The 12,597-nt window shown below is 70.8% G+C and carries 13 protein-coding genes; 9 read left to right on the forward strand and 4 right to left on the reverse strand.

Features of this window, described 5'->3' with window-relative positions; all coding sequences use genetic code 11:
• Positions 1 to 9 precede the first annotated feature (9 nt).
• The 3 genes from ACFZDL_RS09710 to ACFZDL_RS09720 form a co-directional block, all read right to left on the reverse strand.
• Positions 10 to 1,719 carry an IPT/TIG domain-containing protein gene (locus ACFZDL_RS09710; RefSeq protein WP_353589996.1) on the reverse strand — a complete coding sequence of 570 codons (1,710 nt, stop codon included), beginning with the start codon at positions 1,717 to 1,719 and terminating at the stop codon, positions 10 to 12.
• Positions 1,720 to 1,848: 129 nt separating this feature from the next.
• Positions 1,849 to 2,940 carry a serine hydrolase gene (locus tag ACFZDL_RS09715; protein ID WP_353589997.1) on the reverse strand — a complete coding sequence of 364 codons (1,092 nt, stop codon included), beginning with the start codon at positions 2,938 to 2,940 and terminating at the stop codon, positions 1,849 to 1,851.
• 2 nt (positions 2,941 to 2,942) lie between these two features.
• The gene (locus tag ACFZDL_RS09720; protein WP_353589998.1) at positions 2,943 to 3,455 is read right to left on the reverse strand and encodes a winged helix-turn-helix domain-containing protein; all 513 of its coding nucleotides are present in this window, start codon (positions 3,453 to 3,455) and stop codon (positions 2,943 to 2,945) included.
• 309 nt (positions 3,456 to 3,764) lie between these two features.
• Here ACFZDL_RS09720 and ACFZDL_RS09725 point away from each other — a divergent pair, with 309 nt between their 5' ends.
• The 8 genes from ACFZDL_RS09725 (at position 3,765) to ACFZDL_RS09760 (ending at position 10,165) form a co-directional block, all read left to right on the forward strand.
• On the forward strand, positions 3,765 to 4,607 hold the full coding sequence (locus ACFZDL_RS09725; protein WP_353589999.1) for a hypothetical protein: 843 nt from the start codon (positions 3,765 to 3,767) through the stop codon (positions 4,605 to 4,607).
• 223 nt (positions 4,608 to 4,830) lie between these two features.
• Complete coding sequence (locus ACFZDL_RS09730) at positions 4,831 to 5,220, forward strand: 6-carboxytetrahydropterin synthase (protein ID WP_353590000.1); 390 nt, start codon at positions 4,831 to 4,833, stop codon at positions 5,218 to 5,220.
• 167 nt (positions 5,221 to 5,387) lie between these two features.
• Positions 5,388 to 5,996, forward strand: a complete 609-nt coding sequence (locus tag ACFZDL_RS09735) for a 7-carboxy-7-deazaguanine synthase QueE (protein WP_353590104.1) — start codon at positions 5,388 to 5,390, stop codon at positions 5,994 to 5,996.
• Positions 5,996 to 6,610: a GTP cyclohydrolase I gene (folE, locus tag ACFZDL_RS09740; RefSeq protein WP_353590001.1), complete on the forward strand. Its 615-nt coding sequence runs from the start codon at positions 5,996 to 5,998 to the stop codon at positions 6,608 to 6,610. Before ACFZDL_RS09735 ends, folE begins: the two co-directional genes overlap by 1 nt.
• Positions 6,611 to 6,647: 37 nt before the next feature.
• Positions 6,648 to 7,808, forward strand: coding sequence for an IMP dehydrogenase (locus ACFZDL_RS09745; RefSeq protein WP_353590002.1), 1,161 nt, complete (start codon positions 6,648 to 6,650; stop codon positions 7,806 to 7,808).
• The gene (locus ACFZDL_RS09750; protein ID WP_353590003.1) at positions 7,801 to 8,388 is read left to right on the forward strand and encodes a phosphoribosyltransferase family protein; all 588 of its coding nucleotides are present in this window, start codon (positions 7,801 to 7,803) and stop codon (positions 8,386 to 8,388) included. Before ACFZDL_RS09745 ends, ACFZDL_RS09750 begins: the two co-directional genes overlap by 8 nt.
• Positions 8,385 to 9,650 carry a UbiD family decarboxylase gene (locus ACFZDL_RS09755; protein WP_353590004.1) on the forward strand — a complete coding sequence of 422 codons (1,266 nt, stop codon included), beginning with the start codon at positions 8,385 to 8,387 and terminating at the stop codon, positions 9,648 to 9,650. Before ACFZDL_RS09750 ends, ACFZDL_RS09755 begins: the two co-directional genes overlap by 4 nt.
• Before the next feature lie 14 nt (positions 9,651 to 9,664).
• Positions 9,665 to 10,165, forward strand: a complete 501-nt coding sequence (locus tag ACFZDL_RS09760; protein ID WP_353590005.1) for an NUDIX domain-containing protein — start codon at positions 9,665 to 9,667, stop codon at positions 10,163 to 10,165.
• 61 nt (positions 10,166 to 10,226) lie between these two features.
• Here ACFZDL_RS09760 and ACFZDL_RS09765 read toward each other — a convergent pair whose 3' ends face one another.
• Positions 10,227 to 11,222, reverse strand: coding sequence for a PfkB family carbohydrate kinase (locus tag ACFZDL_RS09765; protein WP_353590006.1), 996 nt, complete (start codon positions 11,220 to 11,222; stop codon positions 10,227 to 10,229).
• A 62-nt stretch (positions 11,223 to 11,284) separates the two neighbouring features.
• On the opposite strand from ACFZDL_RS09765, the gene ACFZDL_RS09770 reads away from it, so the two are divergent.
• Positions 11,285 to 12,595: an MFS transporter gene (locus tag ACFZDL_RS09770; RefSeq protein WP_353590007.1), complete on the forward strand. Its 1,311-nt coding sequence runs from the start codon at positions 11,285 to 11,287 to the stop codon at positions 12,593 to 12,595.
• Positions 12,596 to 12,597: the final 2 nt, after the last annotated feature.

Here is a 12,597-nt window from a genome sequence, read left to right on the forward strand (position 1 = left end):
GCCGGAGTTTCAGCCAGGGCTCTCCACGTAGCTGTAAATGCCCGAGGAGGTGGTGCCGCCGACGGTGGTGACCGCGATGTTGACGGGCGCGGCGACGGGGTGGGGCGGGGCGGTGGCGGCGATCGCGTTGTCGGAGATCACGGAGAAGGCCGCCGGGACGCCGTCGAAGGTGACCGACTGGACGGTGGCGAGGTTGGTGCCCTGGACGGTGACTTCAGTGCCGCCCGAGGTCGGGCCCTCGTTGGGGCTGGCGCCGGTCAGGGTGGGTGGGTCGACGTAGGTGAAGGCAAGGCCGTTGGAGGTGCCGCCCAGGGTCACCACGGTCACCGTCACCGGGCCGGGGCCCGGGACCGCGGGGATGTTGACGGTGAGGGAGGTGTCGGTGCCGGACACAATGGTGGCCGTGCTGGGGCCGAAGTGCACGGCGGTGGCCCCGGACAGGTTGAGGCCGGTGATGACGGCGGTGCCCCCGCCGCCGGTGGGGCCCTCGGTGCCGCCCACGCCCCCGAAGGGACTACTGGCCACGGCGAGGCCCATGAGGACAGGGACGCGGCGGTAGGAGAAGATGCCGAAGCTTCCGGTGCCTCCCGGAGTGGTCACGGTGACCGGGACCGCGCCTTGTCCGGGCGGGCTGGAGACGGTGACCGAGGTGGCGGTGTTGGCGAGGATCGTGGCGGTGGCGGTGCCGAAGTGCACGGCGGTGGCGCCGGAGAGATTGTGGCCGTGGATGGTCACGATGGTGCCGCCGGCGGCCGGCCCGGCGCTGGGAACGGCCTGCAGCGAGATGGCGCTGACCGTATTGGCGACGCTATTGGTCACATACAGCCGGGCGGAGTCCGGGGTCACCGCGGCTCCGAGCGGACCGTCTCCGGTGTTGATGATGTCGACGACCGCGTTGGTGGCGATGCCGATCACGGTGACGGTGTCGTAGCCGAGGTTGGCCACATAAGCGACGGTCCCGTCCGGGCTGACGACCACGACACGGGGGGTGGGGACGGGGATCGTGGTGATGACCGCGTTGGTGGACGTGGCCATCACGGCCACGAACTGGGCGCCGGCGGTGCTCACATAGGCGCGGGTGCCGTCCGGGGTGATCGCCACGATCACGGGGACGTCGCCGACAACCGTGGTGCTGGTGACGGTGTTGGTGGCGGTGTCGATCACCCTGACAGAGCCGTCCGCGGTGGAGGCCACATAGGCGCGGGTGCCGTCGGGGGTCACCGCCACCCCGACCGGGCCGGGGCCCACGGGGACGGTGGCGGTGACCGCACTCGTGGCCGTGTCGACCACGCTGACGGAGTTGTCCTGGAAGTTGGTCACATAGGCGCGGGTGCCGTCGGGGGTCACCGCCACCCCGATGGGTCCCGCGCCCACGGGGATGTTCGTCACGACCGTGTTGGTGGCGGTGTCGATGACCCCGAGCGACGCGTCGCCGAACTGGGTCACATAGGCGCGGGTGTTGTCCGGGGAGACCGCTATGAGGGACGGCCCGGTGTTGGTGGGAATGGTGGCGGTGACGGTGTTGCCGACGGGGTCGATCACACTGACCGTGTTCGACGCCTGGTTGGCGACGTAGACACGCGCCCCGTTCGGGCTCACGGCCACTCCCTGGGGAGTGACGCCTACGGGGATGGTGGTGCCGGCTGCCAGGAGTACGGGATCTCGCAGCGTCTGCCTTTCGGCGGCCAGGAGGAGGGGGGATTCGAGCAAGGTGGTCATGGTGCGTCCCGGGGAGAGAGCAACAGCGGGCGGGGGGTTGCCCATTCCCCCAATTCCCGGACCTGCACGCCATGTAACACTTGCGGCATATGTGTTCTTATATGACCCACCTCTCCCCTGCGGGCGCCCTCACGCCGCGGCGAGTTCGCCGAGCAGGGCGAAGGTGAGGGCGTCGACCGGACGGGGGTCCGTCGCGGTCTGCTCGCTGTAGGTGTTCACCATCATCACCACCGCGCAGGCGCTCTCCCGGCTGAAGGCCGCACAGGTGCTGAACCCGCCGGTGCCGCCGTTGTGCCAGGTCACCGTCCGGCCGCCGGCCAGTCGGCCGAGGTGCCAGCCGAGCCCCAGCCGCAGATTGTCATCGGCGGTGAAGTGCGGCCGCTGGGTCAGCTCGATGGCGGCTCGCAGCGGGGAGCGCTCCGGGCGCAGCTGTGCGCCGAGGAAGCGCACCATGTCGTCGGCGGTGCTGTACATCGAGCTGCCGGCCGCGCTGAGCACATGGTCGCGCCAGTCGGGGACGGGCTGTCCGGCGAGATGCCCGACCGCCTTGCGGGGCGCCATGTCCGGCCGCAGCACCGTGGTGGTGTCCGCCAGACGGAGCGGGTCCGTCACCCGGTGTCGCAGCATCGAGTCCACGGCGTCGAAGGCCAGCGCCTGGCCGAGGAGGCCGAACCCGAGGTTCGAGTACGCGTAGGTCTGGCCCGGCTCGGTGGCGAGCGTGGTCTCGCCGAGGCCGGTGGCCAGGTCGTCCAGCGTGTAATGGGCGTACGGGTCGTGAGGGTCGGCACCGGCGAGCAGGTTCGGCGGCAGCGAGGGCAGGCCGGAGGTGTGGGTGGCCAGGTCGGCCAGGGTGATCCGGCGCGGCCCCCGGTGCGGGACGGGGAACCCCGGGGGCAGGGTCAGCGGCGCGTCCAGGCGGGTGGTGCCCGCGCATACAGCGCGGGCCAGGGCCGTGGCGGTGAGCGTCTTGGTGATCGAGCCGAGCTGGAAGACGGTCCTGCCGTCCGGCGCCGACGCGCCGGGGCCCTCTCCCCCGCCGGCGACATGGGTGCGGGTGCCGTGGATGACCCCGCAGACCACGCTCGGGCTGCCGGCGTCCAGCGCACGGCTCACATACCGGCGCACCAGGGCGGGCAGGTCGTCGGCCGCCTCGGCGGTGCCGGGGAGCAGTGACGCCCCCGCCGCCGTCGTCGCCACGGTGAGGAACTTCCTCCGCTGCACGGTCAATCCCCTGTCTTTCGGTTGCCTGTCGGTACCACCGCGGACACCATGACGAGCAGCGGCACCACCCTGCCCGCGGGGACCTGGTAGTGGCCACGCCCCTCGGCCTGGAGCCAGCCGGTGGCGGTGAGTTGTTTGAGGTGGTGGTACAGCTGACCGGTGGTGTGCAGACCCGCGGCCTCCTGGAGCTCCGCCGCGGACCGGGTGCCGCACAGCGCGGCGCGCAGCAGGGTCAGCCGTACGGGGTGGCCCAGCGCGGCCAGCGGCGCGGCCCCCTCCGGCCAGTCCGCCTCCAACAGCCGGTCCGTCTCCGCGCCTTGCTGCCATTCGTATCTCTCGCCGGTCGGCAGGTTCAGCGCGCCGGTGAACAGCACCTGGCCGGGCCCGGTGAGGCGGCGGCGCAGCCCTTCGAGGGCCCAGAACACCTCGTCCCGCTGCGCCTGTGGCTCGGCTTCCAGCCGTGTCACCCGCTCTTCGAGCGCGGCGAGCCGTCTCTCCAAGGACTCGTCAGCCATAGGACGGATATTACGGTATTCCGTAATAACAGAGCAAGCCGGTGATCGGAGCCCAGCTCAGGGACGCCGATCGGCCGAAGAGCAGAAGCACCCGTCAGTAAAGGTCGGATGAAAGGCCGTTCGGAGCCTTGACGGGTGTATTGGTCCAGTCCATGGTGGGAGGCGTTCCGGCGTGCCCCGGGGGCGGGAGCGAGCCGCACCCCGCCGCATGCCGCACACCTTCACGTAGGACCGCTCTGACCCCTTCATCGCGGTCCGTCCGCACCGCGTGTGTCATCGGTTGACATCCTCAGAAGGAAACCAACGAACATGACCGAACACGCTCCACGCCATCTCAGCCGTCGGGCGGTACTCGGCTCCATGACCGCCGCCGCCGTCGGCACTTCGCTCGCCGTCGGCCAGGCGGCCTCGGCGGCGCCCCGGGTGCCGGCGACTCCCCGTGCGCCGCAGCTGCTCTGGCACCCGGACCCGGGCGACGACGGGCTCAAGGCCTTCGAAGGCATCGAGGCCGACCGCGGGAACGCCCATCCCGACCGGGACTACGTCGTCGTCGAGGGCGGCGATCACTACCGCTTCAACATCTGGAAGGACGACCGGGACACCACCGGCGACGGGGACCGTCAGCGCACCGAGTCCAAGGGCATGGTGCAGGACGGCACGAAGCTGAAGATGCGCGACGGCGAGACCTGGAGCATCTCCTACGAGATGTTCATGCCGACCTCGCTGCACGGCACCAGCAAGTTCACCCATATCTTCCAGACCAAGACGCCCGTGGACAACGGGGGCCCGTACGTCGTCCTGGATCTGGGCCGCAGCGGCAGCACGGAAACCCTGCGGGCCCGCGCCTACGCCAACTCCGGGTCGCCGGATATCGCCTCGACCAATCTGTCGCCGCTGCGCAACAAGTGGATCACCATCGAATGGACCTTCACCATCGGCTCGAGCGGCAAAGCCGGATTCGTGGCCCGCAATGGCACCGGCTCCAGCGCTCCGGTGGCGGTCCAGGGCTCCATGTCCAATGTGAAGATCCCGGATCAGGACGACTATGTCCGGCCCAAGTGGGGCATCTATCGGTCGGTCGAAAGCGCTTCGTCGGACATCCTCGACACCTACTTGCTCTTCCGTAACTTCAGGGCAACGAAGGGTTCCTGAGTCGGCGACAGCAGTGTGAAACCGGTGAATGTGGGGTCGGTGGCAACCGGCCCCACATTCTCATGTCCACGGCAGTCGGTCAACAGTGGCTCAAGCGTGAAGTTCCGGATGCCCTCTTGTGATCCTGCGTGCGCTCGGGAATGCTCGTCAGGGCGTTAAGCGGGAAAGCGGAGCAGAGGGATTTTCTGCTCCCTGTTCACTTGAGCGAGGTGAAGGGTTCATCATGCTCTCCATCACCAAAGAGTTTCGTTTCTCGGCGAGCCACCAGCTGGACCATTTACGGTCCGGCCATCCATGCGCCCGACTGCACGGCCATAACTATGTCGTCGTCCTGGAACTGTCCGCGGCGCCGGAGGACCTGACACTTCCGGGTTTCGTGCGGGACTACGGCGATCTCTCCGCCTTCCAGAAGTGGGTCGACGACACACTGGACCACCGACATCTCAACGATGTGCTGGACGGGGTGAATCCCTCGGCCGAGAACATCGCCATGTGGCTCCACGAGAGGTGGGTCAAGGAGTTCCCCGAACTCACCGCCGTACGCGTGTCGGAGACCCCCAAGACCTGGGCGACGTACCGCCCCTCCCCCGGCGGAGCGGACACGCCCGGGTGACCGCGGACCAAGGTCCGGTCCTTGACGCAGTACGTGAAAGGGGGTGGTGAACATGACGGCACCGAAGCTCGTGGTCAACGAGATCTTCGGGCCCACCTAGGGCCGTCCAGGGAGAAGGGCCCTCCACGGGCACATCCTGCGCCTTCCTGCGGCTGGGAGGCTGCAATCTGGACTGCCGCTGGTGCGACACTCCGTATACCTGGGACTGGAAGGGCGTCTCGGACACCGGGGTCGCCTATCGCCCGGCCGAGGAACTGCACGCGATGGACCCGGCCGAGGTGGCGCGGCGGCTGCTGGACTTCGGCGTCGGGCTGATCGTCGTGTCCGGCGGGGAGCCGCTGAACCAGCGGTCCAGGCTGGAGCCCGTGGTCCGCGCGCTGCGCGAGGCGGGGATCGCGGTGGAGATGGAGACCAATGGGACGGTGGCCCCGGGGGCCGCGCTGATCGCGGCGGGCGTCCGGTTCAACGTGTCGCCGAAACTCGCCCACTCGGGCATCGCCGAAAAGCGCCGGATCGTGCCGGAGGTGCTTCGGGAGTTCACCCGGCTTCCCGGCACGGCCTTCAAGTTCGTCTGTGCGACAGCGTCCGACCTGGAAGAGGTGGACACGCTGGTGGCGCGGCACTCGCTGAAGAACATTTGGATCATGCCGCGCGGACAGTCCCCCGAGGAGATCGACGAGGGCATCCGCACGCTCGCGGACGAGGTCGTCGGCCGGAGGTGGAATCTGTCCGGGCGCCTGCACGTGACCATATGGGGCAGCAAACGAGGTGTTTGATGAGCAGTGGAATAGACGAATTGCCGGGGAACGAGCAGATCGTGCGGAGTCCGGCGCCGAAGGACCCCCTGGAAATACTCGCCCGGCAGCTTCTCGTGGAGATCGGTGAGGATCCCGAACGGGAAGGGCTGCGCGACACGCCCGCGCGCTACGCGCGTTGGTGGCGCGAGTTCACCCAGTACGCGCCCGGTTCGACCGATACCGTCTTCGAGTCCAGTTGCAGCGGCGATCTGGTGGCCGTCTCGGGCATCCATGTGTGGTCGCTGTGCGAACACCACCTCTTACCGTTCTCGTGCCGCGTGACCATCGGCTATCTCCCCCGCGGCCAGGTGCTGGGCCTGAGCAAGTTCGCCCGCATCGCCCATCAGCACGCCCACCGGCTGCAGTCGCAGGAGCAGCTCTCGCAGGACATCGCGGACGACATCGAGAAGCTCACCGGATCGCCGGACGTCGCCGTGATCGGCAAGGGCGAGCACCTGTGCATGGCCATGCGCGGCATCCGCACCCCCGCCACCATGGCCACGGCCGTCTGGCGCGGCGCGCTCCAGGACAGCGCCCTGCGCACCGAGTTGCTCACCCTCACCAGTGAATCGTTCCGCGGCGCCGGCTTCTGAACCGGCTCACCACCCCTTGAGAGGAGCACCCATCTCGATGCGCGTAAGTGAACCTCCGCGGACCGGGCTGAGCTTCGACGATGTGCTGCTGGTGCCCCAGCGCACCCCGCTGACCAGCCGTCGCCAGGCCGACACCTCCTCGGAGCTGCTGCCGGGCGTCGTGCTGCGCACGCCCGTCGTCTCGGCGAACACCCAGTGGTGCACGGGCGACCGGATGGCCGTGGCCATGGCGTTGAACGGCGGCCTGGGCGTGCTGCACCGCATGCAGACCGTGGAGCAGCAACTGGAGCAACTGGACGCGGTCAAGGCACACCGGCCAAAGGAGGAAGCGGCGCCCGGGGCGACCCGCGCCACCGACGGCCGGCTGCTGGTCGGCGCCGCGGTGGGCGTCTCGGGCGACTGGCGGGAGCGCGCCGAGCGCCTGGTCGAACACGCGGTGGACATCCTCTTCGTGGACGTCGCCCACGGCCACAGCGACCAGGTGATCGAAGCGGTGGCGAAGCTGCGGGCCGCCTATCCGCGGCTGCCGCTGGCCGCGGGGAACGTGGCCACGGCCGCGGGGGTCACAGACCTCGCGGAGGCCGGTGCCGACGTGGTGAAAATCGGCATCGGCCCCGGCGGGGTGTGTACGACGCGACTGGTGGCCGGGACCGGGGTCCCCCAGCTCACCGCGGTCATGGACTGCGCGGCCGCGGCGGCCGAGCGCGGGGTGGGGGTGATCGCGGACGGCGGCATCCGGCAGTCGGGCGACATCGCCAAGTCGCTGGCGGCCGGGGCGCATGCGGTCATGCTGGGCTCCGCGCTCGCGGGGGCCGATGAGAGCGCGGCCACCCCGGTGACCCGGGACGGGCGCTCGTACAAGGTCAGCAACGGATTCGTCTCCCTGGGCATGAAGCTGACGCTGCGCCATGCGGCCGGCGAGAAGATCACCCGGGAGGAGGTCGACGACTACGTGCCGGAGGGCACCGAGGCGACCTTCCCCGCCACCGGCCCACTGGCCAGGACGCTGCGCCAGCTCATGGGCGGGGTGCAGTCGGCGATGAGCTATTCGGGGGCGCGGGACGTCGCCGGCTTCCGGGAGCGCGCCGAGTTCATCCGGGTGACCTCCGCGGGCCGGGCGGAGAACCGTCCGCACGCGCGCGAGCGCTCGGAGCAGATCGACATCGACCATGTCAGCCGGGCGGTGGGCGATGACTGACGCCGGCGCCACGGCGCGCCCCGCGGTGGCCGGTGAGCGGCCCGGCATGTGGTCCCGGCAGGGGCCCTACCTCCTGGACTGGGCCTCCTTCGGGGAGCTGGTCGGGGACATCGCCGCCCGGGTGCGGGAGGAGGGCTTCCGGCCGGACGCGGTGCTGGCGGTGGCCCGTGGCGGTCTCACTCCCGCCGGCTTTCTCACCTGCGCCCTCGATGTGCCCGTCCAGCACACCATCCGGGTGCGCAGAACCGCGGACGACACCCGTTACGCCGCGAAGCAGGCGCCGGTCATCGACATGGGCACACCGCCCGCACTGGGCCCCGGAGACCGGGTGCTGGTGGTGGACGACATCGTCGGCACCGGCTCCACGGCCGATGTGGTGCTGGCCTATCTGGCGGACGCCGGGGTGGCGCGGTCCGATGTGCGCTTCGCCTCGGTGGTCCGCAACCACCGGTCCGGCTATGTGCCCGACTACTGTCCCGCGGTGATCGACGACTGGATCGTCTTCCCGTGGGAGACCGACCGGGAGTCCACCGCGGACTGCCGGCCGTTCCCCGCCACCGCACGGGCGGTGCGCCCATGACGGTGGGAGCGCCGCGGGGACTGCCGGACCGCGGTCTCGTCCCGGTGGCCGGCGCGGCCGAGCTGTCCCTCCCGGCCTGTTACGACGCGGTGGACCTGTACACCTGTGACACCCCGCTCAGCAGCCGGGTGGAGGTGGCGCGCACCCTCGCGGAGTTCGAGAAGGCCCTGGGGACGCGTCCGACGACGGTGTTCACAGGCGTCGTGGAGCGGCCGGGCGGACGGGTGCTCGGGAACCCGTATCCGCGGGCGGTGCTGCTCGCCGCGCTCGGCACCACCGAGGAGAAGCACCTGGAGGAGATGTCGGACCGGCTGGCGGGCCCCGCGCACCCCCTGCGCGAGCCCCGACCGGGCGGTCAGCGGGAGGAGTTGGCCGATCTGCTGTACGGCCTGCCGATCCTGCAGCACCGCCCCGGCGACGCCGGCCCGTACATCACCGCGGGCGTGGGGGTGACCACCCGGCCCGACGGAAGCGGCGTCAACCTCGGCTTCTACCGCATCCAGGTGGTGGCGCCCGACGAGGTGCGTATCTTCCTGGACCCGCGCACCGACGGCCACCGCAATCTGCGGGCCTGGCTGGAGACCGGGCAGCCGATGCCCATCTCCGTGTTCCTGGGAGCGGATCCCGCCATCTGTGTGGTGGCGGCCTCACGGCTGCCCGCCGAGGGCGACGACTACCAGATCGCCTCCCGTCTGCTGGGGCGCCCGCTCGGCCTCAGCGGCAGCCCTCCGGTACCGGACGACGCCACCCACGTCATCGAGGGGCACGTCCTGGCCAGGGACGAAGTCGAGGGGCCGTTCGGCGAGTTCAAGGGCTACTACGCGGAGGCCCGGCGCAGCAATGTGATGACCGTCGACAAGGTCACCGCCGTGCCCGGGGCCCCGTTCCCCACCATCGTGGCGGGGGCCACCTCGGGGCTGACCCTGATGAGCTTCCAGAACGAGTACCTGATGTACGCGCACCTGCGTGGTCAGGGTCACCCTGTGCGGTCGGTACGCTACTCGCTCAAGGCCAGGGGGGAGTTCGTGGCGTACATCGAGTCCGACGAGCCCAGCCAGGAGCTCGTCACGGAGGCGATGGCGTTCGATGTGCGCTCAAAGGTGATCATCTGTGGCCCGGACCTGTCGAATCCCGGGCAGGCGCTGGCCACCTACGGATTCACCACCCGGACGGAGCCGTATCACCGCAAGGGAAGGGTGGAAGGTGAGCGCGTGGGCCTGGCCTTGGTCATTCCGCCCGAAGGGCGGCCCACCGAGTACTGAATGAGGACATCAGCATGAGCCGTTTCGACCGTGTGCTGCCCGCCGCCCTGTTGGTGGTGCCGGGGCCCGGCCGTACCGTGACCTTCGTCCACCAGCTCAAGGGGCCGTACGCCGGGAGCTGGCTGCTGCCGGGCGGGGGCATCGAGCCGGGCGAGGCAGTGGAGGAAGCGGCGCGACGGGAGGCCCACGAGGAGACCGGCATCCTCGTGGACTCCTGTTCGCTCTTCGCCGTCTATGAGTTCACCGGCAAGTGGGAGCAGGGCAACTACCACTTGCTGATGTTCGCCTGCCTCGCCGATCGCGCGTACGAGCTCCCCGAGGGCTTTTCGGGGCACAACGTGGGCGAGGTCCGACAGGGCAGCGTCGACGACTTCCCGATGCACTCCACGGACCTGAAGATCCTCACCGACGCCGGGCTCGCTTCGTACGACCACGAGGTCATCGCGCGCGCCCTCGCCGAGGACGGCATCACCATGCGCGCCCACCGCGTGGAGTCCACCGTCAGGTGCGGGTGACGCGGCGACACTCGGTCTGCTCCCAGGCCACCGCTGGGAGGTGTCCCCGCCGGGGCGCGCCTCAGCCTCCTGTCGGCGGTCGGGCACGCGGCGGTAGCCGGCCCTTCGGCACGGCGCTGACGAGGGCGGACGACAGGGAGTGGCAGGTGCTCTGCGGGCACGCGATGGTCACCCGGGCCGCGTGCAACCCATGGGCCAGGGCGTCCCGCGGCGTCCGGCCGGCCACCAGGGCGACGACGAAGGCCGAGGCCAGCGCGTCGCCGGCGCCCGTGTCGTCGGTGCACACGCCCGGCTCGGCCGGGAGGAGCACCGGCCCGGGGGCGGCCGCGGACGCCAGGGCCGCCCCGCGGGCGGCGTCGGTGACCACGACCACCCCCGGGCCCCGGCGCACCAGCAGACCGGCCTGCTCGGCGGGGCTGGCCGGCGCGCCGGGGTCCTGGCCCAGCACCGCGCCCGCCTCCCTGGTGTTGAGGACCAGCACGTCGTAGCGGGGCAGCAGATGGGCGCGCGGCCCGAAGTCGGCCTGCCGGGTGGGCAGGCAGCACACCGGGACCGCGTGGCGGCGGGCCTGTTGCGACACCCACACCAGCAGGTCCTCGTCGAGCCCGCCCTCCATCACCACCGCCCCCGCCGTGGCGATGCGCGCGGCCAGCTCCGGGCCGCGCAGCGCTTTCCCCAGGGCCGGGTCGGGGAGGGCGATGCGCGAGGAGATCTGCGATCCATGGGCGTCCAGCGTCACGTCGAACCGCCCGACGCCGTCGGCGACGCGCCGTACGTGGAGGGCGGCGCCCAGCCGGGTCAGGGCGCCCTCCAGCTCCGCCGCGTCCGCACCGAAGCCGGACAGGCCGGCGAAGGTGACCCGGTGGCCGAGCCGGGCCGCGTTCGTGGCGACATTCCGGCCGACGCCGCCGTGGTGCCGCTCCGTGGACCACACCGTTTCGCCGCGGCCCGCTCCGCGCTCGAACAGCCCCGCGGCGAAAAACTTACGGTCCATCACCAGGGAACCGAGCACAAGAATGCCGGAGCGCGGCGCGGGCCCGTCTTCTGCTGCCACCATGTCGAGCGATACCCCCCTGAGTTTCCGCACGATGCTGACTCGTAAGGAAAGGTTTTTGACCCATGGACAGGAAGAGCGACACCACTGATACCGCAGAAGCAGGGATTCCGGAATCCGGCGAGCAAATCAGCCACGCCTATTGGTGGCATTTCGCTTTAATTTACCTGTCGGGCGTCATGGCTGCCACCAGCATCGGCAGGATCACGCCCGTATCCATTGACCTCGAGAAGGACTTGGGGCTCTCTCTGGGACAGGTCGGCCTGGTCGCGTCCTCGGTCACCGCGGTGGCCGCCGTGCTGGGGCTGGCCGTGAGCGTCGCGCTGCGCCCCCTGGACCCGCGGCGGGCGCTGATCGGTGGCCTGGTGGTGATGGGGCTCGCGGGGCTGCTGGTCTCCCGGGCCGGCGGGTTTCCGCTGCTGCTCGGTGGGCGGCTGGTGGAGAGCGTCGGCTATGTGGTGGTCGTGATCGCGGCCCCGGTGCTGATCCTGGGGCTCGGCGACGACGGGCGCCGCACGGTGGCGCTGGCGATCTGGGGCACCTTCATGCCAGTGGGACTCGCGCTGGGCGCCTTCGGCGGCGGGCTGCTGTCCGCGGGGTTCGGCTGGCGGGAATCGCTGATGGTCGCCGCGGCGGCCACCCTCGTGACGGCCGCCGCGGCGCTCCGTCTGCCCGGGGCCGGCGCCCGGGAGAGCGGGCCGGACGGGGCGGGGCCGGCCTCCCGCTCGGCGGCGACGGAATCCCGCGACGGAGACGGGGCCGGGGACGAGGGCCGCGCCCGCTCCGGTGACCGGCGAGCGCGCGCCCGCGGACTGGCCCGCCCGGTCGCGCTCGGCGCCGGCTTCGCCACCATCAGCGCCACGATCGTCACGTTCGTCGCGCTGTATCCCACGTATCTGCACGACGAGTTCGACGTGCCCACCGCGGCGGCCGGCACGCTCACCGGAAGCGTGTCCTTCGCCGGGGTCGCGGGCGGCTTCGCGGCGAGTGTGCTGCTGCGCCGCGGGGCGCGGATGAAGTACCTTTTCACGGCTGCCCTGTTGATGCCGGTCGGCGCCTTCGCGGCGTTCGGGTCGACGGGCGGTCTGGGCATCTCCATGACCAGCGCGGTGCTGATCGCGGTCACCAACGAGTTGGTCGTCGCCACCGTCTTCGCGGCCCTCCCCCTCGTGGTGAGGACCAGCGCGGACGTCGGCGTCGCCAACGGCCTGGTGGCCCAGCTCGGCAGCGTCGGATCGCTCGCCGGACCACCCCTGGTGGGCCTGGTCGTCACGGCGGCGGACGGCTGGTGGGCGGTGGGCCCGACGCTGCTGGCGGGGTGCGCGGTCGGCGTCGTCCTGCTGCGTGCCGCGGTGGGCAGAGGACAACAGGCGTGAGT

The sequence above is a fragment of the Streptomyces sp. NPDC007917 genome, assembly GCF_042959105.1.
In the GTDB taxonomy this organism is placed as follows: domain Bacteria; phylum Actinomycetota; class Actinomycetes; order Streptomycetales; family Streptomycetaceae; genus Streptomyces.